This is a genomic window from Luteimonas sp. MC1750 (assembly GCF_016615955.1).
Taxonomy (GTDB): domain Bacteria; phylum Pseudomonadota; class Gammaproteobacteria; order Xanthomonadales; family Xanthomonadaceae; genus Luteimonas.
Window position 1 is genome coordinate 843,390 of the sequence record NZ_CP067113.1, and the last position, 24,268, is coordinate 867,657.

A 24,268-nucleotide genomic window follows, 5' to 3' on the forward strand; every position below is an offset into this window, starting at 1 on the left:
GCGGACTCCGAAGGAATGCCGCGATTGTTGCCCAGGCGAAGGGCGTCCTGACTATCGGCACATTCGCTATATGGAAGTTCGCAATAGCATCTGGCCATGGTTGAACAGCTGCCACCTCCGGACATCGACGCCGCCCTGCGCAAGTTCCAGCGCGAGCTGAGCTCGGGCGTGGTGGCACTGGCCCTGCTGGCGGTGCTGTCGCGCGCGGCCGAGCCGATGTACGGCTACCAGATCGCCAAGACCCTGGAGCGCTTCGGCGAGGGCGTGCTGAGCGGCAAGCAGAGCGCGCTGTACCCGGTCCTGCGCAACCTGGAAGGCGCCGGCTTTCTGGCCAGCCACGTCGGCCCGTCCGACGCCGGCCCGCCACGGCGCTACTACGCCATCACCGCCGCCGGGCAGGCCGCCCTGCGCGAATGGGCCGCCGCCTGGCGCGCGACCCGCGACTCCGTCGATACCGTCCTGGAGGGGACCCCATGAACAGCCTGCCGCGCACCATTCCCGAATACCTCGAGCAGCTGCGGCGTGCCCTGGCCGGGGCCGACCTGGCGATGATCCAGGACGCGCTCTACGACGCCGAGGAATACCTGCGCTCGGAGCTGGCGGAACACCCCGGCAGGTCCGAGGCCGAGGTGATCGCCGCGGTGGCGTCGAGCTACGGCGCGCCCGACGAGGTGGCCGACATCTACCGCGACACCGAAGCCACGGTGCAGACCGCGCTGCGCTCGCCGGCTCCGCGGCCGCGCAGGTCGCTGGCGGGCCGATTCTTCGGCGTGGCCGCCGACCCGCGCAGCTATGCCTCGCTGTTCTACATGGTGCTGGCGCTGGCCACCGGCATCTTCTACTTCACCTGGGTGGTGGCCGGCTTCTCCATCTCGGCCGGGCTGTCGGTGACGATCGTCGGCATCCCGCTGCTGATCCTGTTCTTCGGCTCGGTGCGCGTGCTGTCGCTGGTCGAGGGGCGGATCGTCGAGGTGATGCTGGGCGAGCGCATGCCGCGCCGGCCGCTGTACTCCGCGCGTGGGCGCAGCATCTGGCAGCGGATCGTCGACATGTTCACCGATCCGCGCACCTGGAGCACGCTGCTCTACATGCTGCTGATGCTGCCGCTGGGCGTGGTCTATTTCACCCTCGCGGTGAGCCTGCTGGCGGTGGGCGTGAGCTTCGTGCTGGCCCCGCTCGCGGTCTGGACCGGCCTGGCGGAGGAGTGGGCCGAGCACAGCGACGTCGTCCTGGTCGGGATCAACGGCGTCGGGCTCCAGGCCTGGGAGCTGGTGCTGATGCTGCTGGCCGGCGTGGTCCTGCTGTTCGCCACCCTGCACCTGGCGCGCGCGATCGGACGCGGCCACGGGCTGCTGGCCAAGCACCTGCTGGTCAAGACCGCCCAGTATTCCTGAGCGGCCGGGCGGCACCCGCCGGGGTGTCGTGGCCGGCGATGAAGTCGCGCACCTGCGGGTAGACCTGGGTGCGCCAGCGGCGGCCGCTGAAGATGCCGTAGTGTCCGGCGCCCTCCACCGTCAGGTGCCTGCGGTCGGCCTCGGCGATGCCGGTGCACAGCGCATGCGCCGCGCGGGTCTGGCCCAGGCCGGAGATGTCGTCGAGCTCGCCCTCGATGGTCATCAGCGCGCAGCCGCGGATCGCCGCGGGATCCACGCGCTCGCCCGCCACGTCCCAGGCGCCCTGCGGCAGCAGCTGCTGCTGGAACACCACGCGGATGGTGTCGAGGTAGTACTCGGCGGGCATGTCGAGCACCGCGTTGTACTCGTCGTAGAAGCGGCGATGCGACTGCGCGTCGTCGAGGTCGCCCTTGACCAGGTCCTGGTAGAAATCCCAGTGCGACATGAAGTGGCGCTCGGGATTCATGGCCACGAAGCCGGTGTGCTGCAGGAAGCCCGGGTACACCCGGCGTCCGCGGCCGGGATAGTTCTGCGGCACCACGTGGATCACGTTCTGCTCGAACCACGACAGCGGGCGGGTGGCCGCCAGGTTGTTGACCGCGGTGGGCGAGCTGCGGGTGTCGATCGGGCCGCCCATCATCACCATCGAGCGCGGCATGTCCTCGCCGCGCGACGCCATCAGCGAGATCGCAGCCAGCACCGGCACGGTCGGCTGGCAGACGCTCACCACGTGCAGCCGCGACGCGCCGATGTGACGGATGAATTCCTGGATGTAGCCGACGTAGTCGTCGAGCGTGAACGCGCCGGCCTCCTTCGGCACCATGCGCGCGTCGACCCAGTCGGTGATGTAGACCTTGTGGTCGGGCAGCAGGGTGCGCACCGTGTCGCGCAGCAGCGTGGCGTGGTGGCCGGACAGGGGCGCCACCACCAGCACCGTGGGCTGGTCCTTCATGCCGAGGATGTTCTCGGCGTCGTCGGTGTAGCGCTTGAAGCGCAGCAGGCGGCAGAACGGCTTGTCGAGCGCCACTTTCTCCACCACCGGCACGTCATGGCCATCCTTGACCACCTGGTGGATGGCGAAGGGCGGCTTCTCGTAATCCTTGCCGATGCGGTGCAGCAGCTCGTTGCCGGCGGCCAGCCGGGTGGCGCCGGGGAGCGAGGACAGCCAGGTCCCGTCCGCGCCGAAGATCCTCGCGTTCGCCTGCGCGAGTTCGGTGAACGGCGCGAGCAGCTGGCGGTTGAATTCGTGGAGCTGGTAGATCATCGGTCGGCCCTGTTCCTGGTGCGGCGCAGCATAACGCAGCGCCGCTGGCCGCAAAGTGAGTGCGGACCGGCTCCCGGCCCGGCCCCGTTCAGGACACCTCGAGCGCGGTCGCCCCGGCCGCGAGCGCGGGCGACAGCCAGCAGTGCGAACCCAGGGCGCGAAACCCCGCGGCTTCGAAGCGGCGGCGGTAGAACGCGCCGGGGCGGGCGATGAAGCCGTCCTCGTCGCCCTCGGCGGCGTCCTCGCGGGCAAAGGCCTCGAGGAAGGCGACGCCGGCGCAGAGTTCGGCCAGTCCCGGCAGGCCGCGGTCAATCTCCCGCGCCGGCAGGTAGTGCAGGACGTCGCTGCAGACCACCAGGTCGGCCGGCGCGCAGGGGCGCAGCTGCGCGAAGTCGGCGAAGCGCGCGGCGTGCAGGTTGCGGCGCGCGCCGTGGAGGGCAATCGCGTACTCGCTGCTGTCGAAGCCCATGTAGCTCGCCCGGGGTCGCAGCTTCAGCAGTGGCGCGCGCCACGCGCCCTCGCCGCAGCCGATGTCGAGCACGCTCTTCAGCGGACGCTCCAGGTGGTACTCGGCAGTCGCCACCGCCAGCGCGACCTTGCGCGCCAGCCGCTGGCGGCCGCCGATGCCGCCGTCGCGGTACCAGCGGTCGAAATAGGCCTGGTCATAGGTCTTGTCCATGGGGCGGCACGATACCGGCTGACGCGCGGCCCGTGCGATCCTGTGTGCATTCCATTCCATACCGGGTGCCCGAACACCATGCAGAGCTATTTCTGGATCAAGTCCGCCCATATCGTCCTGGTGATGGCCTGGGTGGCCGCGGCGTTCTACCTGCCGCGCATCCTGATCAACATCGTCGAGGACGGCGCGCCGGGCGCGGTGCGCGAGCGCCTGCTGCTGATGGGCCGCCGGCTGTACCGCTTCGGGCACGTGATGTTCGGGCTGGCGGTGGTTGCCGGACTCGTGCTGTGGCTGGGCTACCGGGTGCTGCCGGAGTTCCCGACCATGGTCGGCACGGGCACCGGCTGGCTGCACGCGAAGCTGCTGCTGGTGGCGGTGATGTACGCGCTGTACATCGTCGACGGCCGCCAGCTCAAGGGCGTGGCGGCCGGTGGCGCACTGCCGTCGACGAAGGCGCTGCGCATCCGCAACGAGCTGCCGGTGCTGATCCTGCTGGTGATCGTCTGGCTGGTGCTTGCGAAGCCGTTCTGAGGCGTTCGCCGGGTCCATGAGGCCCCGGCGCGGTCTCAGCGGCCGGCGCGGACCTTTGGCAGCTCGACCGGCACGCCGGACGCATCGCAGGTGCCGGCCATGCACAGCTGCGCGCGCAGTTGCGGCGTGGCCTGCACGATCACGTGGTAGATCACGTTCTGCTCGAGCGTGCCGCGGAAGGCATGGCTGCCGGGACCGCGCGCCCAGATGCCGACGTCCTCGCCGCCGTGGGTCTCCGAGCCCAGCGGCAGCATCGCTTCCTGCAGGTAGTCGGGGCCGGTGGTGTCGACCCGCGTCAGGTCGGGGCGGCCGGCGGCGGGTTCGACCCCGCGCGTGGCATGCGGGAACCGCTTGGGGCCCTCCGGCTGCGAGGCGCTGCGGCCGACGTAGCCCGGGCCATTGGCGTAGCTGAGGGTGGTGTAGGGCAGGCCGAGCGCATCGCGCGAATCGTCGTCATCGCCCACCCCGCGCACCTTGCCCAGGATCGGGTTGCCGCGGCGCGGGTAGCCGACGAAGTTGAGCACGTGCGAATGGTCGGCGGTGACCACGATGAGCGTGTCCTCGTCCGAGGTCAGCTCGGCCGCGGCCTGCACCGCGCGCGACATCGCGGTGGTCTCGTCCAGCGCGCGGTAGGCATTGCCGTCGTGGTTGGCGTGGTCGATGCGGCCGCTCTCCACCAGCAGCACATAGCCCTGGTCGCTGCGTGACAGCGACTCGATCGCGAAGCGGGTCATGGCCTCCAGGTCGGGTTCGCCTTCCGGGGCGCGGTCGCGGTCGTGCTCGTACTGCATGTGGCCCAGCTCGAACAGGCCGAGCACGGCCGGAGCGCCGCGCGCGGCCTCGAACTGCGCGGTGGTGTGTACGAAGCGGCCTTCGGGATTGAGCGCCTGCCACTCGGCGATGAGGTTGCGACCGTCGCGGCGCTTGCCGCGCACGCCCGGCATCACCTCTTCATCGGGCAGGAACTGGGCGGCACCGCCGGCCAGCACCACCTGCGGGCCGCCGTGCACGCGCGCGAAGTCGATGAACTGGCTGGCGATGTCGCGGCAGCCCGCCTGGTGCGCGGCGGCCGGCATCGACGCGTCCGCTTCCCAGTTGCGGTTGGGGACGTGGGCATAGGTCGCCGCCGGCGTGGCATGGGTCAGGCGCGCGGTGGTGACGATGCCCGTGCCCATGCCCGCGGCGCCGGCCAGGTCGAGCCAGCTCTGCAGCGCCCGGTCCAGCGACTGCGCGCAGTCGTCGACGCCGCCCGCGCCGACGCCGATCGCGCCCATGTGGGTCTTCACGCCGGACGCGATCGCGGTCATGGTTCCGGCCGAATCGGGGGTCTGGGCGTCGGTGTTGTAGGTCTTGGAGAACGCGGTGGCCGGGAAGTGCTCCCAGGACAGCAGGTGCTCCTCGCCAGGGTTGCCGGCGCGCTGGCCCTCGAGGATGCGCGCGGCGGCCACCGTGGTCAGGCTCATGCCGTCGCCGAGGAACACGATCACGTTCTTCGCGCGCCCGGACATCGCGCCGTTGGCGGCCGCGTGGGCGGCGCCGCTGCGGTACCACCAGGCGGGGGTCTCGCCGGCGGGACGGGCGATGGCGGGCACGTCGACCGCGATCGCGGCGGCGGCGTGCACGGCGGGGGCGCGGCGGGCGGCATCGGCCGTCGGGGCGGAAGGCGTGGCGCAGCCGGCGGCGAGGCCGGCGCAGAGGGCAGGCAGGAACAGGCGCAGCGTGGAGGTCATGAATTCAGCGGGGTCGGGCACGGGCCCCGGATTATGACCGGCGGATGGCGTCCCGCCGATGACACCCCGGTGTTCCGTGACCGCTGTCGCCGCTGACCGGGCCTTGGGCTAAGGTTCCCTATTGCCGCTGTCGTGGACTCCGATGAAGCTCGTCACCGCCTGGTTGAGGATCCCGTTCTGGCAGCGCGTGGCCGCCGGCTTCGTGCTCGGCGCGCTCGCCGGCTGGGCCTTCGGGCCGGCGGCCGGCGTCTGGTTCAAGCCGCTGGGCGATGTCTACGTCAACCTGATCCGGATGATCGCAACGCCATTGGTGTTCTTCGCCGTGGCCAGCGCGATCTCGAGCCTGCACGGGCAGAAGTCGATGGTCTCGCTGGGTGGGCGCACCTTCGCCTGGTTCGCGATCACCGCGGTGCTGGCGGTGGGCGTCGGGCTGGCGGTGGGCCTGGTGATGAAGCCCGGCGCCGGGGTCAGCGGACTGGTGGCCGCGCCGGACTACGTGGTGCGCGAGGTGCCCGGCCCGGTGCAGGTGCTGGTGGACGTGGTGCCGACCAATCCGTTCCGCGCGCTGGCCGAGGGCCGGATCCTGCAGGTGATCTTCTTCGCCGCGCTGCTGGGCTTCGCGCTGGTCAAGCTGGGCGAGCGTACCCGGCGCCTGCGCGCGCTGATGGCCGAAGGCAGCGAGGCGATGATCCAGGTGACGCGCTTCGTGCTCGAGTTCACGCCGATCGGCACCTTCGGCCTGATCGCGGCCCTGGTGGGCACCTACGGCTTCGAGAAGCTTCTTCCGCTCGGCAACTACATCGGCGCGCTGTACCTGGCCTGCGCGATCCACATCGTCGTGGTGTACAGCAGCCTGCTGCTGGCGCACGGGCTGAATCCGCTGAAGTTCTTCCGCGGCGCCGCGCCGGCGATGCAGGTGGCGTTCGCGGCCTCGTCGAGCTTCGCCGCGCTGCCCGCCAGCCTGCGCAGCGCGACCCACAACCTGGGTGTGGACAAGGACTACGCGGCCTTTGCCGTGCCGCTGGGCGCCAGCGTCAAGATGGACGGCTGCGGCGCGATCTATCCGGCGCTGACCGCGGTGTTCGTGGCCCAGTACTTCGGCATCGACCTCAGCCTGCCGCAGTACTTCGTGATCATGCTGGCCTCGGTGCTGGGCAGCTTCGGCACCGCCGGCGTGCCCGGCACCGCGATCGTGATGGTGACCCTGGTGCTGAGTGCCGCGGGCCTGCCGCTGGAAGGCATCGGCTACCTGGTGGCGATCGACCGCATCCTCGACATGATGCGCACGATGACCAACGTCACCGGCCAGGTGCTGGTGCCGGTGCTGGTGTCGAAGCAGACCGGGATCCTCGATCGGGAGGTCTATGACCGGGCGTCGAGCAACGTCGGCATCGATGACGGCGACGAGGGCGCTGCCGGCGAGCGCGTGCGGGAGCCGGTCGCCTAGGCCGCCCGCGCCCGCCGCCGGGCCCACGCTCAGCGTTTGCGCGCGCGTTCGGCCTCCAGCTGCCGGTCGAAGTTGCCCTCGGAGCGGTCGGCGTACGCGGCGCAGCCGACGTGGCGGGAGGCCGTCGGGTCCGCGAAATCCCATCCGCTGAAATCCGGGTGCGGTGTCACCAGCACGTCGCAGGGCAGGGCGCGCACCACGTCGAAGCTGCGGCGGAAGTCCTCGACGATGCGCGGGTAGCGCGGGTTGTCCAGCAGCCGGTATCCGGGGGCGGTCAGGCTGTCGGCATAGGCGATGCGCACCGGCTCGTCGCCCCGGCGGTCGGTCCAGGTCCAGGCCATGCTGCCGGGCGTATGCCCGGGCATGAAGTGCACGGTGAAGCGCATCTCCCCGAGTTCGACCGACTCGCCATCCATCAGCAGGCGGTCGACCTGCACCGGCGGATAGACGATGGCGTCGCCGAAGTGGATGTCGTCGCTGCCGCCGCGTGCCAGCAGCACCGCGGACTCGGCGTTGGCCGCCACCCGCGCGCCGGTGCGCCGGCGGATCTCGGCCAGCGGACCCGCGTGGTCGGCGTGCGCCTGGCTCAGCAGGATCAGCTCCAAGTCGCCCGGTGCGACGCCCAGCGCGGCCATGTTCCGCAGCAGCAGGTCCGCGGCCTGCGGCATGCCGCCGTCGATCAGGACGGCGCCGGCGGAGGTCTTCACCAGGATCGCCGAGAGGTTCGCGCTGCCGATGTGCCAGGTGTTGTCGGCGATCCGCACCGGCGCGACCGGCTGGCGCCAGCTCTCGTGGACGGCATAGGCCTCGAGCTGGGGGAGCGGCGGCTCGGCGGCGAGCGCCGGTAGCCCGGCAAGTCCGGCGAGTCCGACGAGGGCGGGAAGCAGGGGAGCGCGGTGGCCGGCGGCGCGGAGGGGCATCGGGTCGGTCTCGTGGTCAAACCGCGAGTATCGCGCAGGCTGCCGGCGACGATGACCCCGCCTGCATGACTTCCGGCCTGCCACCGCGGCCCCGGGCCGCGCTACTGTCCCCCCTGTCCACAAGGGAGATGGAGGACCGATGAAACTTCTCAGGCAAGCGGCGTGGCTGTCCACGCTGCTGATCGCGGCACCGGCCTTCGCGGCCACGACCGACGGCGACCGCTGGAACATCCCGGTCGCGACGAAAACGCTCGACAACGGCCTGACCGTGGTCGTGTCCGAGGACCGCAGCGCGCCGGTGGTCGGCGTGAGCGTGGTCTACGGCATCGGCATGCGCCTGGAGCCGCGCAACCGCACCGGCTTCGCGCACCTGTTCGAGCACCTGATGTTCGAGGGTTCCGCGAACGCGCCCGAAGGCGTGTTCGACCGCGTAATCACCGGCGGCGGCGGGCGCAACAACGGCTCGACCCGCGCCGACTTCACCAACTACATCGAGATCGCGCCCTCGTCGGCGATCGAGCCGATCCTGTGGCTCGAGGCCGACCGCATGCGCATGCTGGATTTCAGCGAGGCCACGCTGAAAAACCAGCAGGACGTGGTGAAGGAGGAGATCCGCAACAACGTGCAGAACCAGCCCTACGGCGGCTTCATGTGGATCGACATCGGCATGCAGGCCTTCCAGAAGTGGGAGAACAACCACGACGGCTACGGCAGCTTCGAGGACCTGGAGGCGGCGTCGCTCGATGACGTCAAGGCCTTCCACCGCGACTACTACGGCCCCAACAACGCGATCCTCTCGCTTGCCGGCGACATCTCGCCCACGGAGGGCTTCGCGCTTGCCCAGAAGTACTTCGGCGACATCCCGGCGCGCGCCACGCCGCCGGCCCCGGACTTCAGCGAGGGGCTCAACACGCAGGAGAAGCGCATCCAGCAGGGCGACAAGCTGGCCCAGGTGCCGGCGATCGCCGCCGCCTGGAAGATGCCCGAGCGCGGCAGCCCCGACCAGGCGCCGATGGCGGTGCTGGGCGCGCTGCTGGCCAACGGCGACGCCTCGCGCCTGTACCAGGGCCTGGTGAAGGGCCGCGAGCTGGCGCTGAACGTCGAGTCGCTCTACGGCCTGACCAGCGAATGGGAGTACGACGGCCCCACGCTGTTCACCGTGTTCGCGCTGTACAAGCCGACCACCGACGCCGATGCGGTCCTGGCGGCGATCGACGAGGAGATCGCCCGGGTGGTCGAGGAGGGCGTGGACGACGCGACGCTCGCGCGGATCAAGACCCGCATGCTGGCCGACTGGTACAACGGCCTGGAGTCCTTCCTTTCCCGCGCCGACGCGCTGGCCAAGCTGCAGCTGATGTGGGACGACGCCACGGTGGTCAACCGCATCCCCGGCTGGATCGACGCCGTGACCTCGGCCGACGTGCAGCGCGCCGCACGCACCTACCTGACGCGCGACAACCGCACCGTCATCGACCGCAAGCCGGAGGCGATGCTGGCGGCCGACACGGCCGCACCCGCCGCCGCCGCGACCCAGGACTGAGGAGACGACCATGACCCGCTTCTTCCAGCATTCGCTGCTCGCCTTGGCCGTCTCCGCGCTGGCCTGCGGCGCCGCCGTCGCCGGCCCCGCCGCCGCGCTGCCCAAGGACCTGCCGGCCTACGCCGCCGACAAACCGCTGCCGGTGCCCGACATCGCCCGCAAGACCCTGGCCAACGGCCTCGAGGTCTGGGTGGTGCCGCGCGACGGCATCCCCCGCGTGGACTACGTGCTGGCGGTGCGCAACGCCGGCTACGTGGCCGATGCCCCTGACGCCCCCGGCTTCGCCGCGCTGCTGGCCGGACTGCTGGCCGAAGGCACGGCGCAGCGCGATTCCCGCCAGATCGCGGAATTCGCCCAGGCGCAGGGCGGCGCCGTCGGCGCGTCCGTCACCAGCGACGGCGCCCTCGTCTATGGCAACGCCCTGGCCGCCAACGCCGGTCCGATGCTCTCCCTGCTGGCCGAGGTGGCGCGTACGCCGGCCTTCCCGGAAGGGGAGGTGCGCCTGGCCCAGGCCAATGCGCTGCAGGCGCTGAAGGCGGCCGAGGCCCAGCCGGGCTTCCGCGCCAACCGCGCGCTGCTGTCGGCCGTCTACGGCGAGCACCCCTATGCCCGCACCCAGCAGACCGAGGCCTCGATCACCGCGGTGACGCCCGAGGTCCTGCGGCGGGAGCACCAGCGCCGCTTCCATCCCGACCGCAGCCTGCTGGTCGTGGCCGGCCGTATCGACGCCGACACCGCCTTCGCCCTGGCCGAGCAGGCCTTCGGCGACTGGGCCGCGTCGGGCGCCGAGGTTGCGCCGACCGCCGCCGCGCCGCGCGACGCCCGTCCGCAGCGCCTGCTGCTGCAGCGCGACGGCAGCGTGCAGTCGACGCTCCGCCTGGCCAGCCCGGCCGTGGCGGCCACCGATCCGGACGCGATCCCGCTGCAGCTCGCCGGCACCGTGCTGGGGGGCAGCTTCTCCAGCCGGGTGATGCAGAACCTGCGCGAGGAGAAGGGCTACACCTACGGCGCGCGCGCCGGTGCCAGCACCTCGGCGCAGGGTGGCCACGTCAGCGGCGCCGCCGACGTCCGCAACGAGGTCACCGGGGCGGCGCTGACGGAGTTCTTCAAGGAGTACGCGCGGATCGGCAGCGAGCCGGTGCCGGCCACCGAGCTCGACGACACCAAGCGCTACGTCGCCGGCGGGTACCTGATCGGCAACCAGATGCAGGCGGCGGTGGCGGCGACCCTGGCCGGCAACTGGCTGGTGGGCCTGCCGCCGGAATACCTGGGCGAGTTCGTGCCCCGGGTGCGCGCCGTCGATGCCGCCCAGGTGCAGGCCATGGCGGCCAAGTACTTCGCCCCGGAGCGCCAGAGCATCATCGTCGTCGGTGACGGCGGCTCGGTCGCGGACCAGCTGGCCGACTGGGGCGAGTTCACCACCCTCAAGTAGGCGCCCGCGCGGGCGCCGGGTGGGCGCGTTCGCGGTTGAGCCAGACCGCGAACGCGCCGGCGGTGAAGAACATCAGCAGGCTGTACACCGCCGCGGGGATCGCCATCGCGGCGCTGCCGAGCACGTTGAGCGCGATGAAGATCGCCAGCGTGCCGTTGTGGATGCCGATCTCCATCGAGATGGCGATCGCCTGCGGGCGCGGCAGCCGCAGCGCGAGCGGCGTGGCGTAGCCGGCACCCAGGCTGGCCAGGTTGAACAGCAGGCAGGCCAGTCCGACCACGGCCACCGAGGACAGCAGGACCTGCCAGGACTGCGCCACCGCCACCGCGACCAGCAGCGCCAGCACCAGCACCGACAGCAGCCGCAGCGGCCGGACGGAGGCCACGGCGAAGCCCGGCGCGAAATGCCGCACCGCCATGCCGGCGGCCACCGGCAGCAGGATGATCACCGCGACTTCGACGACCTTGGCCACCGGCGGAGGCACGTAGCGCCCGGCACCGAGGAAATGTTCCAGCGCGAGGTCGAGGATCACCGGCAGGGTCAGCAGGCAGAGCAGGCTGTTGATCGCGGTCAGGGTGATGTTGAGCGCCACGTCGCCGCGCGCCAGGTGGCTGTAGATGTTGGCGGTCGCCCCGCCCGGCGATGCGGCCAGCAGCATCAGGCCGACCGCGAGCTCGGGCTCAAGCCCGAAGCCCAGCGCCAGCCCGAAGGCCACCCAGGGCAGGAGCAGGGTCTGCAGCGCCAGTCCCACCAGCACCGCCCTGGGGTAGCGCGCCACCCGGCGGAAATCGTCCAGCGCCAGGCCCATCCCCAGCCCGAGCATGATTACGCCCAGGGCCAGCGGCAGCAGGAGGTTGGTCAGCAGCGAGGCCTGCATCGGCATCCTTTCCGGCGGGGATCAGCCGAGCTTAGGGCCGCTGCGGGCGCCTGTGCACGCCGCGCCGCAGCGCGGAGGCGGCGCGGTGCCGCAGATGCGCGAAGGCCGCCCGGAGGCGGCCTTCACTCGGTGCTGGAGGACAGAGGCCGGGGACGGTCTCAGCTGCCCAGGCCCTCGACGCGGCGCGCCTGCAGGAAGCGGTTGGCCCAGTAGCCGGTATCCAGGCTCGAGACGGTCACGTCGCGGCCGGTGCGCGGGGCGTGCACGAACTGGCCGTCGCCGACATAGATGCCGACGTGGTCGACGCGGGTGCCGCGGCGGCCGAAGAACACCAGGTCGCCCGCGCTCAGGGCGGCGCGCTCGACCTTCTCGCCGTTGCTGGCCATTTCGCGCGAGACGCGCGGCAGCTCGATGCCGAGGGTGGTGCGGAAGACGTAGTTGACCAGGCCCGAGCAGTCGAAGCCGGAGTCGGGCGAGGTGCCACCCCAGCGATAGGGCGTGCCCAGCAGGCCCATGGCGCGCTGGAGCAGGGCCTGGATGCGGCCGGTCGGCTCCTTGTCGCCCGCGGCCAGCGACTGGCTGGCTTCGATCAGCTGGTTCACGTCCGCGGCGCTCAGCATGTTGCGCTCGGGAGCGAAGGCACTGCCCACCAGCGTCTGGCTGGCGGAGCCGCCCATCAGCTGGTCGGCGGAATCGGCACCCATGAAGGGCGCCGCGATGGCGGGAGAACCCGCAAGCAGAAGAACGGCAGCGATGACGAGGGAGCGGGCCCGGAGGGGCGCACGGCGGCGTTCTGTCTGGTGGGAATCGATCACGCGCTCTTCACTGTTTTCGAAGCAGGCGTGATGGTGACGTAGAGAGACGGGCCGTTTGTTAACTTTTCATCAGCGTAGCGTGAAGAAAAGAGTGATCCAAGTCACTGATTCAGCGAAGAACGCGTTTCGAGCCGCTGTAGTTGCGCCGCCAGTAAGGTCCGTCGAGATGGTCGAGCCGCACCGTGCCGCCCGTGCTGGGGGCGTGCACGAAGCGGCCCTCGCCGACATAGATGCCGACGTGGGTGACGCTGCCGCCGCTGCCGAAGAACACCAGGTCGGCGGTGGCGAGCTGCTGCGGTTCGATCCTCGGGCCCTGCCAGGCGGCCAGGTCGCGCGAGGTGCGCGGCAGCCGCAGGTCGAGCATGTCGCGGTAAACGTAGTTCACCAAGCCCGAGCAGTCGAAGCCGCCCTCGGGAGTGTTGCCGCCATACCGGTAGGGGGTGCCGACCAGGCTGATGGCGCGCATCAGCACCGAGTTGGCGGAGGCCGGGTCCGCCGGGGTGACCTGGGGCCAGTCGCGCTGGCCGACCGGCTCGCTGCGCGGCGGGGCGGGGCGGACGTCGTCGCGTCCACAGCCGGCGGCCAGCAGGAGGACAACGAGGCCGGACACGGCGATTGGCGCGCGAAGGCCGCTGTCTGGATAATGCGAGGTCTTGCCCATCGGCCGGCATCTTGGCCGAGCCGGCGACCTCCTTACAAGCGGCCGCGTGCCGCGCCACCGGATTCCTGCCATGAAGATCGAGAAAGACCGCGTCGTCCGCTTCCACTACACCGTGTCCGAAGACGGCCAGCCGGTGGAGACCTCGAAGGACCGCGGCGAGCCGCTGGCGATCCTGATGGGCCACGGCAACATCATCCCGGGCCTGGAGAAGGCGATGGAAGGCCGCGAGGCGGGCGAGAGCTTTTCCGCCGACGTGGCTTCGGCCGACGCCTATGGCGAGCGCCGCGACGGCATGACCCAGCGCGTGCCGAAGAAGCACTTCGGCGGCCAGAAGCTCGCGGTCGGCGACCAGGTCGTGCTGCAGACCAACTTCGGTCCGCGCGCGGTCACCGTCGAGAAGGTCGGCATGAGCGTGGTCGACGTCGACCTCAACCACCCGATGGCCGGCAAGGACCTGCATTTCGACATCGAGATCGTCGAGGTGCGCGAGGCGCAGCAGGTCGAGATCGACCACGGCCACGTGCACGGCGACGGCGGCCATGACCACGGCCACGACGGCGACGACGCGGGCGACGACGCGGGCAAGGCCGGCTGACCCGCCCCCGGGCGCCGGAAGCTCCGCGATGGATGAACGTATCGATGTGGTCGTGGTGGGCGGCGGCGTCATCGGCCTGTGCACCGCGCTGTCGCTGGTCGAGGCCGGGCGCAGCGTGCGCCTGCTGGAAGCCCGGACGCTCGGCAGCGGCAGCTCGCACGGCAACTGCGGCACGCTGACGCCCAGCCATGCCTTCCCGCTGGCGGCGCCGGGCACGATCGGCCGCGCGCTGCGCTGGATGCTGACGCCCGACGCGCCGTTCTACGTCGCGCCGCGGCTGGATCCGCGCCTCTGGCAGTGGCTGCTGGGTTTCGCCAGCCGCTGCAACGCGCGCGACTGGCAGACGGCGATGACCGCCAAGGCCGGCCTGCTCAACGATTCGATCCAGGTGTTTCCCGACTGGGTCGCACGCCACGCGCCCGGCTCGGAGTTCAGCCAGGAAGGCACCGACTACGTGTTCCGGGACGCCCGCGAGCTCGAGATCGCCGCGCGCGACCTCCCGCACCTCGCCGAACTGGGTGTCCATGGACGGCTCATCGACGGCGCCGAGTACGAACGCCAGGACCCGGCGTTCAAGCCGGGCCTGAAGGGCGCGCTGCACTTCCCCGGCGACGCCCACCTGCGCCCCGACCGTTACGTCAGCGGCATGGCCGACGCGTTGCGCGCGCTGGGCGGCGTGATCGACGAAGGCTGGGACGTCACCGCCATCGACGAGGACGCCGACGGCGTGGTGGTCCACGGCAGCCGCGGCACCGTGCGCGCGCGCGAAGTGGTGCTGGCCACCGGTGCCTGGTCGACCACGCTGATGCGCTCGGCGGGCCTCCGCGCCGTGCCGGTGCAGCCCGGCAAGGGCTATTCGATCACCTACGACCGCCCGGCCCTGGTGCCGAAGCGGCCGGTGATCCTGCACGAGCCCAGCGTCTGCGTGACCGTGTGGGACAGCGGCTATCGCCTGGGCAGCACGATGGAGATGTCGGGCTACAGCACCGACCTCAACCCCCGCCGGCTGCGGGCGCTGGAGCGTGGCGCGGCCGAGTTCCTGCACGATCCCGTCGGGCCGGTGAAGCGCGAGGAGTGGTACGGCTGGCGTCCGCTGAGCGTGGACGACGTGCCGATCATCGGCCGCGTGCCCGGACGCCGCCGCACCTGGGTCGCGACCGGCCACGGCATGATGGGCGTCAGCATGAGTCCCGCCACCGGCCAGCTGCTGGCCGACCTGATCACCGGGACCGCGCCGCGGATCGATCCCGCCGCGTATTCGCCGGAGCGCTTCCGGTGAGCACCGCCCGTCGCCTCCACGTCGACCTCGCCGTGGTGGGTGGCGGGTCCGGCGGCCTGGCCGCCGCCTTCCGCGCCGCGCAGCACGGCGCGCGGGTCGCGCTGCTGGAGCCGGGCGAACTCGGCGGCACCTGCGTCAACGTCGGCTGCGTGCCGAAGAAGGCGATGTGGCTGGCGGCCGAGCTCGGCGCGCGCATCGGCCATGCGAAGGCCCTGGGCTTCCCGGTCGAGCCGGGCTACCCCGACTGGGCGCAGCTGGTGGCCAGCCGGCAGGGCTACATCGCCAACATCCATGGCAGCTACCGCCGCCGCCTGGACGAGGCCGGCATCGTGCTGCTGCCCGCGCGCGGACGGCTGGCCGGCAACGGCCGGGTCGACTGCGACGACGGCACCGAGGTCCAGGCGGAGCACATCCTGCTCGCCACCGGCGGGCGTCCGGTGCGTCCCGACATCCCCGGCGCCGGGCTGGGCCTCGATTCCGACGGCTTCTTCGCGCTGGCCGCCGCGCCGGCGCGGGTGGCGATCATCGGCGGCGGCTATATCGGCGTCGAACTCGCGGGCGTGCTGCAGGGCCTGGGCAGCCAGGTGGAACTGTTCGTGCGCGGCGACGCACTGCTCAAGGGCTTCGATCCGGACGTGGTCGAGCGCCTGCAGGGCAATATGCGCCAGTCGGGCATCGTGCTGCACTTCGGCTATCCGCTGGCGGCGCTGGCGGCGCTGGAGGCGGGCGAGGGCGGCGGCGTGCGCCTGCGCGAGCGCGACGGCGATGCCGGCACGCCCTTCGACAGCGTGATCTTCGCCACCGGCCGCCGGCCCAACAGCGACGGGCTGGGCCTGGACGCCGCCGGCGTGCGCACCGCGGCTGACGGCCACATCGAGGTCGATGCCTTCCAGTCGACCAGTGCCGAGCGGATCCATGCCGTCGGCGACGTGACCGGCCGCCTGGCGCTGACGCCGGTGGCGATCGCCGAAGGCCGGCGCCTGATGGACCGGGTGTTCGGCGGCGATGCCGGGGCCTGCGTCGACCACCGCCAGGTGCCGACCGTGGTGTTCTCGCATCCGCCGCTGGGCAAGGTCGGCCTGACCGAAGCCGAGGCGCGCGAGCGCTTCGGCGCCGACGCGGTCAGCTGCCACCGCACCACCTTCCGCCCGATGCTGCACGCGCTCGCCGACGTGCAGCAGCACAGCATGTTCAAGGCGGTGTGCGTCGGCGAGGAGCAGCGCGTGGTCGGCCTGCACCTGGTGGGCGAGGCCGCCGACGAGATCCTGCAGGGCTTCGCGGTGGCGGTGAAGATGGGCGCCACGCTTGCCGACTTCCACGCCACCGTCGCCATCCATCCAACCAGCGCCGAAGAGATCGTGCTGCTGCGCTGAGCGGTTAGGATCGGGGAATGGACCTGTTCACCCTCCACCACGGCTCCCGGCCCCTGCTGGTCAGCCTGCCGCACGACGGCACCCACGTGCCGGACGCGATCGCCGCGCGCCTGACCGCCAGCGCGCGTCGCGTTCCCGATACCGACTGGCATGTGTCGCGGCTGTACGACTTCGCGCGCGCCATGGGTGCTTCGGTGCTGGTGCCGACGCATTCGCGCTACGTGGTCGACCTCAACCGCAGCGAGGACGACACCTCGCTGTACCCGGGGCAGAACACCACCGGCCTGTGCCCGGTGCGGCAGTTCGACGGCAGCGCCGTGTATGCCGACGGACAGGAGCCGTCGCCGGACGAAATAGGCGCACGCGTCGAGGCGTACTGGCGTCCCTACCACGTGGCCCTGGCCGGCGAACTCGCGCGCCTGCGCGACGCGCACGGCGGCGTGGTGCTGTGGGAGGCGCATTCGATCCGCGGCGAACTGCCGTGGCTGTTCCCTGGCCGGCTGCCCGACCTCAATCTCGGCACCGCGGGCGGCGTCAGCTGCTCGCCCGAGCTGGCCGGACGCCTGGCGGTGGCCCTGGCGAAGCAGGACGGCTACGACTGGGTCGCCAACGGCCGTTTCAAAGGCGGCTACATCACCCGCCACTACGGCCGCCCGGAACTGGGCGTGGAAGCGGTGCAGCTGGAGATCGCCCAGCGCTGCTACATGGACGAGGCGAGCTTCGCCTGGGACGTGGCCAAGGCGGCGTCGCTGCAGGACGTACTGCGCGCGCTGCTGGAGGCCGCGCTGGGCGAGCTGTAGGAAGCGGCTACAGCCGCGATCGTGATCGCGACGGCGTCGCAGGGCGATCGCGGCTTTAGCCGCTCCTACAAGGGGATGGCGTGGCGGGAGTGGACGCCGGCGCGATCAGACCTCCAGCGTGGCCAGGTCGCCCTTTTCCTCCAGCCAGGACTTGCGGTCGGAGGCGCGCTTCTTCGCCAGCAGCATGTCCATCAGCAGCCGGGTCTCTTCGGGCTCGTCGACGGTCAGCTGTACCAGGCGGCGGGTGTCGGGATGGATGGTCGACTCGCGCAGCTGCGGTGGGTTCATCTCGCCCAGGCCCTTGAAGCGGGTGACGTTGACCTGGCCCTTCAGCTTGTCGCGCGCGATCTTCTCCAGCAGCAGGCGCTTCTCCTCCTCGTCGAGCGCGTAGAACACCTGCTTGCCCACGTCGACGCGGTACAGCGGCGGCATCGCCACGAACACGTGCCCGGCGCGCACCAGCGCCGGGAAGTGGCGCAGGAACAGCGCCGCCAGGAGGGTCGCGATGTGCAGGCCGTCGGAATCGGCGTCGGCCAGGATCACCACCTTGCCGTAGCGCAGGCCCGAGATGTCGTCCTTGCCCGGGTCGCAGCCGATGGCGATGGCAAGGTTGTGCACTTCCTCGCTGGCCAGCACGCTGGTCGACGCGACCTCCCAGGTGTTCAGGATCTTGCCGCGCAGCGGCAGGATGGCCTGGAAGTCCTTGTCGCGGGCCTGCTTGGCGCTGCCGCCGGCCGAGTCGCCCTCGACCAGGAACAGCTCGGTGCGCGACAGGTCCTGGCTGATGCAGTCCGCCAACTTGCCGGGCAGCGCCGGGCCCTGGGTCACCTTCTTGCGGACGATCTGCTTCTCGGTCTTCAGCCGCGCGCTGGCGCGGTCGATGGCGAGCTGGGCGATCTTTTCGCCCAGATCGACATGGCTGTTGAGCCACAGGGTGAAGGCGTCCTCGGCCGCGCCCTCGATGAACCCGGCAGCCTGGCGCGAGCTCAAGCGTTCCTTGGTCTGGCCGCTGAACTGCGGGTCGCTCATCTTCAGGCTGAGCACGAAGCTGACCCGGTCCCAGACGTCTTCCGGCGCCAGCTTCACGCCGCGCGGCAGCAGGCTGCGGAACTCGCAGAACTTGCGCAGCGCGTCGGTGAAGCCGGAGCGCAGGCCGTTGACGTGGGTGCCGTGCTGGGCGGTCGGGATCAGGTTGACGTAGCTCTCCTGCACCAGCTCGCCCTCCGGGATCCACGCGGCCGCCCAGTCCACCATCTCGGTGTCCTTCTTCAGGCTGCCCAGGAACAGCTGCGGCGGCACGGGCTCGCGGCCCAGCAGCTCGCCCGCCAGGTAGTCGCGCAGGCCGTCGGCGTAGTGCCACTCGTCGCGCTCGCCGCTGGCCTCGTCGAACAGGGTGACGGTGAGGCCGGGTGCCAGCACGGCCTTGGCGCGCAGCAGGTGGCGCAGCGCGCGCAGGTTGAACTTCGGCGTGTCGAAGTACTTCGGGTCCGGCCAGAAGCGCAGGCGGGTGCCGGTGTTGCGCTTGCCCACGGCGCCGACGACGTCGAGGCCGCTGGACACGTTGCCGTCCTGGAAGGCCATCCGGTATTCGTTGCCGTCGCGCTTGATGTGCACTTCGACCAGGGTCGACAGCGCGTTGACCACGCTGACGCCGACGCCATGCAGGCCGCCCGAGAAGGCGTAGTTGCGGTTGCTGAATTTTCCGCCGGCGTGCAGCCGGGTCATGATCAGCTCGATGCCCGGGACCTTTTCCTCGGGGTGGATGTCGACCGGCATGCCGCGGCCGTCATCCGAGACTTCGCAGCTGCCGTCCCGGTACAGCGTCACCGAGATCGCGCGCGCGTGCCCGGCGAGGGCCTCGTCGACGGCATTGTCGATGACTTCCTGTGCCAGATGGTTCGGCCGCGCGGTGTCGGTGTACATGCCCGGACGGCGCTTGACGGGGTCCAGGCCGGACAGGACTTCGATATCGGCGGCGTCGTAGCGTGCGCTCATCAGCGGGGTCTGGGGGTGTCTGGCGGGGTGAGCCGCCCAGAATGGCGGGGTGGGGGTAGCGGGTCAAGGCGCACCTTGACCGCGGTCAAACCGCCTTCGGCCCGCCCCGGCGACCATGCCCGGCCCCCTCCAGGAGCCTGCCTTGAACGCGACCACCGATCCCTATGCCGACCTCCACCAGAGCTATGGCCGCTGCCTGCGCGACAAGGCGTTCATCGGCCGCTTCTACGAGGTCTTCCTGGCCAGCAACCCCGACGTTCCGGCGATGTTCGCGCACACCGATTTCAGCCGGCAGCGCATGGCGCTCCGCCGCGGCATCACCATGGCGATCTTCCACGCGGGCGGCAGCCGGGTGGTCGAGCGCGGGATCAACGAGATGGGCGGGGTGCACGCTCGGGACGGCCGCTGCCCGGTGCCGCATGCGCTGTACCGCGACTGGGTCGAGAGCCTGCTGACGGTGGTGCGCGAGGCGGATCCCGAGGCCGACGAGGCGCTGATGGCGCGCTGGAGCGAGGCCATGGGCGTGGTGGTCGACACGTTCAAGGCCCGCGACGGGGCCGCCGCGGTGCGTCCCGGGCCCGCGCAGGACGGCGCGCGCGGGCTGTTTTCACGGGTGGTGCAGGGCCTGCGGCCGCGGCAGGGCTGAGCCCGGCGCCGCCTGTCAAGGTCGCCCCTGCCAGCGCCAGCCGCTAGACTATGGCTTTCCTGCGGCAGCCTGACCATGACTCCCCTGATCTTCGTCACCGGCGGTGTGGTGTCCTCGCTTGGCAAGGGCATCTCGGCGGCATCGCTGGCGGCCATCCTCGAAGCCCGCGGCCTGCGGGTGACGATGATGAAGCTCGATCCATACATCAACGTCGATCCGGGCACCATGAGCCCGTTCCAGCACGGCGAGGTCTACGTCACCGACGACGGCGCCGAGACCGACCTGGACCTCGGCCACTACGAGCGCTACGTCAACGTGCGCCTGTCGGGCAAGAACTCGATCACCACCGGCAAGATCTACGAGCACGTGATTCGCAAGGAGCGCCGCGGCGACTACCTGGGCGCCACCGTGCAGGTGATCCCGCACATCACCGACGAGATCAAGCGCTGCATCGACGTGGCCACCCACGGCTTCGACGTGGCCCTGGTCGAGATCGGCGGCACGGTGGGCGACATCGAGTCGCTGCCGTTCCTGGAGGCGATCCGCCAGATCCGCACCGAGCGGGGCCCGGACAAGGCCCTGTTCCTGCACCTGACCCTGGTGCCGTACATCGCCGCCGCCGGCGAGCTCAAGACCAAGCCCACCCAGCACTCGGTGAAGGAGCTGCGCTCGATCGGCATCCAGCCCGACGTGCTGCTGTGCCGCAGCGAGCAGCCGCTGCCCGACAGCGAGCGCCGCAAGATCGCCCTGTTCACCAACGTCTCCGAGAAGGCGGTCATCTCGGTGGTGGACCTGGACAATATCTACAAGATCCCGATGTGGCAGCAGAACCAGGGGCTGGACGCCTTCGTCGTCGAGCGCCTGCGCCTGGCCGACAAGGCCGCACCGGTGGCCGACCTGTCGGAGTGGGAGGCGGTGGTGGACGCCACCCAGCATCCGATCGACGAGGTCACGATCGCCGTGGTCGGCAAGTACGTCGACCACAAGGACGCCTACAAGTCGGTGGCCGAGGCCCTGCGCCACGGCGGCATCCGCCAGCGCACGCGGGTCAACCTGAAGTGGGTGGAGTCGCAGGACATCGAGCGCCACGGTGCCGCGGCCACGCTGGAAGGCGTCGACGGCGTGCTGGTGCCGGGCGGCTTCGGCGACCGCGGCTTCGAGGGCAAGGTGCTGACCTCTAAGCACGCGCGCGAGACCGGCCTGCCGTACTTCGGCATCTGCTACGGCATGCAGGCGGCGGTGGTCGACTTCGCGCGCCACGTGGCCGGGCTGGACGGCGCCAACAGCAGCGAGAACGACCGCCAGACCCCGCACCCGGTCATCGGCCTGATCACCGAGTGGCGCACCAAGACCGGCGAGGTCGAGCGCCGCGGCGAGGACAGCGACCTGGGCGGCACCATGCGCCTGGGCCTGCAGGAACAGCGCCTGAAGCCGGGCACCCGGGCGCGCGCGCTGTACGGCAAGGACGTGGTCGCCGAGCGCCACCGCCACCGCTACGAATTCAACAACCGCTACCGCACCCAGCTCGAGGACGCCGGCCTGGTGGTCAGCGCCAAGTCCATGGACGACCTGCTGGTCGAAATGATCGAGCTGGCCGACCACCCCTGGTTCATCGCCTGCCAGGCCCACCCCGAATTCCTCTCCACCCCGCGCAGCGGCCACCCGCTCTTCATCGGCTTCGTCCGCGCGGCGCGCGAGCGCAGGGCGGGCGGGAAGCTGCTGAAGGAGGCGAGTGCGTGAAAGGCTTTGCCACGGATTTGCGCGGATGTTCACGGATCTGCACGGATCAAGCAGAGCCGGAGTGGTCCGTGGTTGACGTGGACGTACCCGCCTTTTCCATGGCATCCGCTTTTGTCCCATCCGTGAAAATCCGCTCCTATCCGCGTCAATCCGTGGCAAAAAAAGGCTTCTGAATGAAACTCTGTGGATTCGACGTTGGCCTCGACCAGCCGTTCTTTCTCATCGCCGGCCCCTGCGTGGTCGAAAGCGAGCAGCTGCAGCTGGACGTGGCCGGGCGGCTGAAGGAGATCACCGCGGCGCTGGGGATCAACTTCATCTTCAAGTCGAGCTTCGACAAGGCCAACCGCACCTCGGGCACCGCGTTCCGCGGGCCGGGCATGGAGGAAGGCCTGAGGGTGCTCGGCGAGGTGAAGCGGCAGATCGGCGTGCCGGTGCTGACGGACGTGCACGAGTACACGCCGATGGACGAGGTCGCGAGCGTCGTCGACGTGCTGCAGACCCCGGCCTTCCTGGTGCGCCAGACCGACTTCATCCGCAAGGTCTGCGCCGCCGGCAAGCCGGTGAACATCAAGAAAGGCCAGTTCCTGTCGCCGTGGGACATGAAGCCCGTGGTCGAGAAGGCAAAGGCCACCGGCAACCCGGACATCATGGTCTGCGAGCGCGGCGCCAGCTTCGGCTACAACAACCTGGTCAGCGACATGCGCAGCCTCGCGGTGATGCGCGACACCGGCTGCCCGGTCGTGTTCGATGCCACCCATTCGGTGCAGCTGCCGGGCGGGCAGGGCACCTCCAGCGGCGGCCAGCGCGAGTTCGTGCCCGTGCTGGCGCGCGCGGCCATTGCCGTCGGCGTCGCCGGCGTCTTCATGGAAACCCACCCGGACCCCGCCAAGGCGCTGAGCGACGGCCCGAACGCCTGGCCGCTGGACAGGATGCGCGCGCTGCTTGAAACCATGCTCGAACTGGATGCCGTCACCAAGCGTGCCGGTTTCCTGGAAAGCCAGATTTAAGAAGAAGGATTTGCCACGGATTGACGCGGACAAGGGCGGATTCACACGGATAGAGCGAAGACCTTCCAGTGTAGGAGCAGCTATAGCTGCGACCGCACTTCGGTCGCGATGTCGGGATCGCAGCTATAGCTGCTCCTACATCAGAAATGATCCTGCTTTTGCTTTATCCGTGTGAATCCGCCCTTGTCCGCGTCAATCCGTGGCAAAAAATGCTCTCCCGTAATCCCACATAAAGCGACAAAGCGAGACCATGACCAATATCGCCAAGATCCATGCCCGTGAAATCCTCGACAGCCGTGGCAATCCCACGCTGGAAGCCGAGGTGACCCTCGTCGATGGCGCGTTCGGTCGCGCCATGGTGCCCTCGGGCGCATCGACCGGAACCCGCGAGGCCGTGGAGCTGCGCGACGGCGACCGGACCCGCTACCTCGGCAAGGGCGTGACGCAGGCGGTGGGCAACGTCAACGGCACGATCGCCGAGGCGCTCAAGGGCTTCGACGCCGCCGACCAGGCCGGCCTCGACAAGCGCCTGATCGACCTCGACGGCACCGACAACAAGGGCCGGCTGGGCGCCAATGCGCTGCTGGGCGTGTCCATGGCCGCGGCGCACGCGGTGGCGGCCTCGCGCCGCATCCCGCTGTGGCAGCTGCTGGCCGGCGATCGCGCGCCGGTGCTGCCGGTGCCGATGATGAACATCATCAACGGCGGCGCGCATGCGGACAACAACGTCGACCTGCAGGAATTCATGGTGCTTCCGGTGGGCTTCGATTCGTTCTCCGAAAGCCTGCGCGCGGGTACCGAGATCTTCCACGCGCTGAAGTCGGTGCTGAAGGGCCACGGTCTGTCGACCGCGGTCGGCGACGAGGGCGGCTTCGCGCCCGACCTGCGCAGCAACGTCGAAGCACTCGACACCATCCTCGAAGCCATCGGCAAGGCCGGCTACCGCGCCGGCGACGACGTGCTGCTGGGCCTCGACGTGGCCTCCAGCGAGTTCTACGACAATGGCAAGTACCACCTGGTGGGCGAGGGCAAGCGCCTGTCGGCCGAGCAGTTCACCGACTTCCTGGCCTCCTGGAGCGACCAGTACCCGATCGTCACCATCGAGGACGGCATGGCCGAGGCCGACTGGGACGGCTGGAAGCTGTTGACCCAGCGCCTGGGCGATCGCGTGCAGCTGGTCGGCGACGACCTGTTCGTGACCAACCCGTCGATTTTCCGCCAGGGCATCGACACCGGTACCGCCAACGCGATCCTGATCAAGGTCAACCAGATCGGCACGCTGACCGAGACCCTGGAAGCCATCGCCATGGCCGACCAGGCCGGCTACGCCGCGGTGGTGTCGCACCGCTCCGGCGAGACCGAGGACACCACCATCGCCGACATCGCGGTGGCGACCACGGCCACCCAGATCAAGACCGGCTCGCTGTGCCGCAGCGACCGGGTGGCCAAGTACAACCAGCTGCTGCGCATCGAGGAGTCGCTGGGTGCCCAGGCGCGCTTTGCCGGTCGCGACGCCTTCGTTTCGCTGAAGCGCTGACGCCAC

At 70.4% G+C, this 24,268-nt stretch carries 21 protein-coding genes and 1 pseudogene; 14 read left to right on the plus strand and 8 right to left on the minus strand.

Annotated features, from left to right (window positions below; genetic code table 11):
- The first annotated feature begins 108 nt into the window (after positions 1 to 108).
- Both JGR68_RS03965 and JGR68_RS03970 read left to right on the plus strand, forming a co-directional pair.
- Positions 109 to 477 (plus strand): PadR family transcriptional regulator, encoded by a 369-nt coding sequence (locus JGR68_RS03965; protein WP_199360922.1) that lies wholly within the window; start codon positions 109 to 111, stop codon positions 475 to 477.
- Entirely contained in the window at positions 474 to 1,394 is a 921-nt protein-coding gene (locus JGR68_RS03970) for a sensor domain-containing protein (protein ID WP_199360774.1), read from the plus strand. The genes JGR68_RS03965 and JGR68_RS03970 overlap by 4 nt, the downstream gene beginning before the upstream one ends.
- On the opposite strand, the gene phaZ is transcribed toward JGR68_RS03970, so the two are convergent.
- Complete coding sequence (phaZ, locus tag JGR68_RS03975) at positions 1,372 to 2,658, minus strand: polyhydroxyalkanoate depolymerase (RefSeq protein ID WP_199360776.1); 1,287 nt, start codon at positions 2,656 to 2,658, stop codon at positions 1,372 to 1,374. The two genes, JGR68_RS03970 and phaZ, sit on opposite strands and share 23 nt — an antisense overlap.
- A gap of 88 nt (positions 2,659 to 2,746) precedes the next feature.
- Complete coding sequence (locus JGR68_RS03980; RefSeq protein WP_199360778.1) at positions 2,747 to 3,337, minus strand: class I SAM-dependent methyltransferase; 591 nt, start codon at positions 3,335 to 3,337, stop codon at positions 2,747 to 2,749.
- Positions 3,338 to 3,415: 78 nt separating this feature from the next.
- Between JGR68_RS03980 and JGR68_RS03985 the strand changes: the two genes are divergently transcribed.
- Positions 3,416 to 3,868 (plus strand): CopD family protein, encoded by a 453-nt coding sequence (locus JGR68_RS03985; RefSeq protein WP_199360780.1) that lies wholly within the window; start codon positions 3,416 to 3,418, stop codon positions 3,866 to 3,868.
- A 35-nt stretch (positions 3,869 to 3,903) separates the two neighbouring features.
- Here the strand turns inward: JGR68_RS03985 and JGR68_RS03990 are convergent, their stop codons facing one another.
- On the minus strand, positions 3,904 to 5,619 hold the full coding sequence (locus JGR68_RS03990) for an alkaline phosphatase (RefSeq protein ID WP_343225019.1): 1,716 nt from the start codon (positions 5,617 to 5,619) through the stop codon (positions 3,904 to 3,906).
- 121 nt (positions 5,620 to 5,740) lie between these two features.
- Between JGR68_RS03990 and JGR68_RS03995 the strand changes: the two genes are divergently transcribed.
- Positions 5,741 to 7,045: a dicarboxylate/amino acid:cation symporter gene (locus JGR68_RS03995; protein WP_199360782.1), complete on the plus strand. Its 1,305-nt coding sequence runs from the start codon at positions 5,741 to 5,743 to the stop codon at positions 7,043 to 7,045.
- Positions 7,046 to 7,074: 29 nt separating this feature from the next.
- Here the strand turns inward: JGR68_RS03995 and bla are convergent, their stop codons facing one another.
- The gene (gene bla / locus JGR68_RS04000) at positions 7,075 to 7,965 is read right to left on the minus strand and encodes a subclass B3 metallo-beta-lactamase (protein WP_199360784.1); all 891 of its coding nucleotides are present in this window, start codon (positions 7,963 to 7,965) and stop codon (positions 7,075 to 7,077) included.
- 139 nt (positions 7,966 to 8,104) lie between these two features.
- Between bla and JGR68_RS04005 the strand changes: the two genes are divergently transcribed.
- Positions 8,105 to 9,505: a pitrilysin family protein gene (locus JGR68_RS04005; protein ID WP_199360786.1), complete on the plus strand. Its 1,401-nt coding sequence runs from the start codon at positions 8,105 to 8,107 to the stop codon at positions 9,503 to 9,505.
- A gap of 10 nt (positions 9,506 to 9,515) precedes the next feature.
- Positions 9,516 to 10,937 carry a pitrilysin family protein gene (locus JGR68_RS04010; protein ID WP_199360788.1) on the plus strand — a complete coding sequence of 474 codons (1,422 nt, stop codon included), beginning with the start codon at positions 9,516 to 9,518 and terminating at the stop codon, positions 10,935 to 10,937.
- On the opposite strand, the gene JGR68_RS04015 is transcribed toward JGR68_RS04010, so the two are convergent.
- The 3 genes and pseudogenes from JGR68_RS04015 to JGR68_RS04025 form a co-directional block, all read right to left on the minus strand.
- Positions 10,930 to 11,814, minus strand: a complete 885-nt coding sequence (locus tag JGR68_RS04015) for a bile acid:sodium symporter family protein (RefSeq protein WP_200672725.1) — start codon at positions 11,812 to 11,814, stop codon at positions 10,930 to 10,932. The two genes, JGR68_RS04010 and JGR68_RS04015, sit on opposite strands and share 8 nt — an antisense overlap.
- A 158-nt stretch (positions 11,815 to 11,972) precedes the next feature.
- A pseudogene (locus tag JGR68_RS04020) lies at positions 11,973 to 12,359 on the minus strand (C40 family peptidase); the annotation flags it as partial.
- A 379-nt stretch (positions 12,360 to 12,738) separates the two neighbouring features.
- On the minus strand, positions 12,739 to 13,290 hold the full coding sequence (locus JGR68_RS04025) for a C40 family peptidase (protein ID WP_199360937.1): 552 nt from the start codon (positions 13,288 to 13,290) through the stop codon (positions 12,739 to 12,741).
- 70 nt (positions 13,291 to 13,360) lie between these two features.
- On the opposite strand from JGR68_RS04025, the gene JGR68_RS04030 reads away from it, so the two are divergent.
- Genes JGR68_RS04030 through hutG form a run of 4 tightly spaced genes read left to right on the plus strand, consistent with a single transcriptional unit; the run spans position 13,361 to position 17,337 of the window.
- Positions 13,361 to 13,885 (plus strand): peptidylprolyl isomerase, encoded by a 525-nt coding sequence (locus JGR68_RS04030; protein ID WP_199360939.1) that lies wholly within the window; start codon positions 13,361 to 13,363, stop codon positions 13,883 to 13,885.
- A gap of 28 nt (positions 13,886 to 13,913) precedes the next feature.
- Positions 13,914 to 15,164, plus strand: coding sequence for an FAD-dependent oxidoreductase (locus tag JGR68_RS04035; protein WP_234446584.1), 1,251 nt, complete (start codon positions 13,914 to 13,916; stop codon positions 15,162 to 15,164).
- Complete coding sequence (gene gorA, locus JGR68_RS04040) at positions 15,161 to 16,537, plus strand: glutathione-disulfide reductase (RefSeq protein ID WP_234446585.1); 1,377 nt, start codon at positions 15,161 to 15,163, stop codon at positions 16,535 to 16,537. The genes JGR68_RS04035 and gorA overlap by 4 nt, the downstream gene beginning before the upstream one ends.
- Before the next feature lie 17 nt (positions 16,538 to 16,554).
- Positions 16,555 to 17,337 (plus strand): N-formylglutamate deformylase, encoded by a 783-nt coding sequence (gene hutG / locus JGR68_RS04045; RefSeq protein WP_199360943.1) that lies wholly within the window; start codon positions 16,555 to 16,557, stop codon positions 17,335 to 17,337.
- Positions 17,338 to 17,442: 105 nt separating this feature from the next.
- On the opposite strand, the gene parE is transcribed toward hutG, so the two are convergent.
- The gene (gene parE, locus JGR68_RS04050) at positions 17,443 to 19,332 is read right to left on the minus strand and encodes a DNA topoisomerase IV subunit B (protein WP_199360945.1); all 1,890 of its coding nucleotides are present in this window, start codon (positions 19,330 to 19,332) and stop codon (positions 17,443 to 17,445) included.
- 142 nt (positions 19,333 to 19,474) lie between these two features.
- On the opposite strand from parE, the gene JGR68_RS04055 reads away from it, so the two are divergent.
- From JGR68_RS04055 to eno, 4 genes are all read left to right on the plus strand, one after another.
- Positions 19,475 to 19,978: a globin gene (locus JGR68_RS04055; RefSeq protein WP_199360947.1), complete on the plus strand. Its 504-nt coding sequence runs from the start codon at positions 19,475 to 19,477 to the stop codon at positions 19,976 to 19,978.
- A gap of 75 nt (positions 19,979 to 20,053) precedes the next feature.
- Positions 20,054 to 21,718 carry a CTP synthase gene (locus JGR68_RS04060; RefSeq protein WP_199360950.1) on the plus strand — a complete coding sequence of 555 codons (1,665 nt, stop codon included), beginning with the start codon at positions 20,054 to 20,056 and terminating at the stop codon, positions 21,716 to 21,718.
- Positions 21,719 to 21,891: 173 nt separating this feature from the next.
- Complete coding sequence (gene kdsA, locus JGR68_RS04065) at positions 21,892 to 22,725, plus strand: 3-deoxy-8-phosphooctulonate synthase (RefSeq protein WP_199360952.1); 834 nt, start codon at positions 21,892 to 21,894, stop codon at positions 22,723 to 22,725.
- Positions 22,726 to 22,975: 250 nt separating this feature from the next.
- On the plus strand, positions 22,976 to 24,262 hold the full coding sequence (gene eno, locus JGR68_RS04070) for a phosphopyruvate hydratase (RefSeq protein WP_199360954.1): 1,287 nt from the start codon (positions 22,976 to 22,978) through the stop codon (positions 24,260 to 24,262).
- Positions 24,263 to 24,268 lie beyond the last annotated feature (6 nt).

Bases quoted from the DNA above. Each gene is read 5' to 3' on its own strand.
- JGR68_RS03970 (WP_199360774.1), top strand. From the start codon at position 474: ATGAACAGCCTGCCGCGCACCATTCCCGAATACCTCGAGCAGCTGCGG.
- phaZ (WP_199360776.1), bottom strand. From the start codon at position 2,658: ATGATCTACCAGCTCCACGAATTCAACCGCCAGCTGCTCGCGCCGTTC.
- JGR68_RS03980 (WP_199360778.1), bottom strand. From the start codon at position 3,337: ATGGACAAGACCTATGACCAGGCCTATTTCGACCGCTGGTACCGCGAC.
- JGR68_RS03985 (WP_199360780.1), top strand. From the start codon at position 3,416: ATGCAGAGCTATTTCTGGATCAAGTCCGCCCATATCGTCCTGGTGATG.
- JGR68_RS03995 (WP_199360782.1), top strand. From the start codon at position 5,741: ATGAAGCTCGTCACCGCCTGGTTGAGGATCCCGTTCTGGCAGCGCGTG.
- bla (WP_199360784.1), bottom strand. From the start codon at position 7,965: ATGCCCCTCCGCGCCGCCGGCCACCGCGCTCCCCTGCTTCCCGCCCTC.
- JGR68_RS04005 (WP_199360786.1), top strand. From the start codon at position 8,105: ATGAAACTTCTCAGGCAAGCGGCGTGGCTGTCCACGCTGCTGATCGCG.
- JGR68_RS04010 (WP_199360788.1), top strand. From the start codon at position 9,516: ATGACCCGCTTCTTCCAGCATTCGCTGCTCGCCTTGGCCGTCTCCGCG.
- JGR68_RS04015 (WP_200672725.1), bottom strand. From the start codon at position 11,814: ATGCAGGCCTCGCTGCTGACCAACCTCCTGCTGCCGCTGGCCCTGGGC.
- JGR68_RS04025 (WP_199360937.1), bottom strand. From the start codon at position 13,290: ATGGGCAAGACCTCGCATTATCCAGACAGCGGCCTTCGCGCGCCAATC.
- JGR68_RS04030 (WP_199360939.1), top strand. From the start codon at position 13,361: ATGAAGATCGAGAAAGACCGCGTCGTCCGCTTCCACTACACCGTGTCC.
- JGR68_RS04035 (WP_234446584.1), top strand. From the start codon at position 13,914: ATGGATGAACGTATCGATGTGGTCGTGGTGGGCGGCGGCGTCATCGGC.
- hutG (WP_199360943.1), top strand. From the start codon at position 16,555: ATGGACCTGTTCACCCTCCACCACGGCTCCCGGCCCCTGCTGGTCAGC.
- parE (WP_199360945.1), bottom strand. From the start codon at position 19,332: ATGAGCGCACGCTACGACGCCGCCGATATCGAAGTCCTGTCCGGCCTG.
- JGR68_RS04060 (WP_199360950.1), top strand. From the start codon at position 20,054: ATGACTCCCCTGATCTTCGTCACCGGCGGTGTGGTGTCCTCGCTTGGC.
- kdsA (WP_199360952.1), top strand. From the start codon at position 21,892: ATGAAACTCTGTGGATTCGACGTTGGCCTCGACCAGCCGTTCTTTCTC.
- eno (WP_199360954.1), top strand. From the start codon at position 22,976: ATGACCAATATCGCCAAGATCCATGCCCGTGAAATCCTCGACAGCCGT.